The organism is Streptomyces milbemycinicus, from assembly GCF_002154605.1.
Classification (GTDB): Bacteria; Actinomycetota; Actinomycetes; order Streptomycetales; family Streptomycetaceae; genus Streptomyces; species Streptomyces milbemycinicus.
In genome coordinates this window covers 1-249 of record NZ_MUNE01000955.1, presented here as the reverse complement: position 1 = coordinate 249, position 249 = coordinate 1, and the positions used below count along the sequence as shown (strand labels likewise).

At 66.7% G+C, this 249-nt stretch carries 1 protein-coding gene; it reads right to left on the bottom strand.

Features of this window, described 5'->3' with window-relative positions; genetic code table 11:
• A partial coding sequence (locus CCN51_RS49490; protein ID WP_245881855.1) for a transposase occupies window positions 1-192 on the bottom strand: 192 nt, incomplete at its 3' end.
• Window positions 193-249: the final 57 nt, after the last annotated feature.

The window sequence follows — 249 nt, the reverse complement described above, 5'->3', positions numbered from 1 at the left end:
CTCCCGCACCGCGGCGAGCAACAGGTCCAGAACCTTCTCCTCCAAGCCGTGCTCGATGACCCGGGCACGGAATTCACACAACACCGACGCGTCGAAGCCAGGCTCTCCCAGCCCCAGTCCCAGCGCATACTTCCAATCAAGACGCAGCCGCACCTGCTCAGCCGCCTGACGATCCGTGAGGTTCTCGGCCATCTGGAACACCGTGACCAGCGCCAACCGCCCCGGCGACCACCCCGGCCTGCCCCGAAC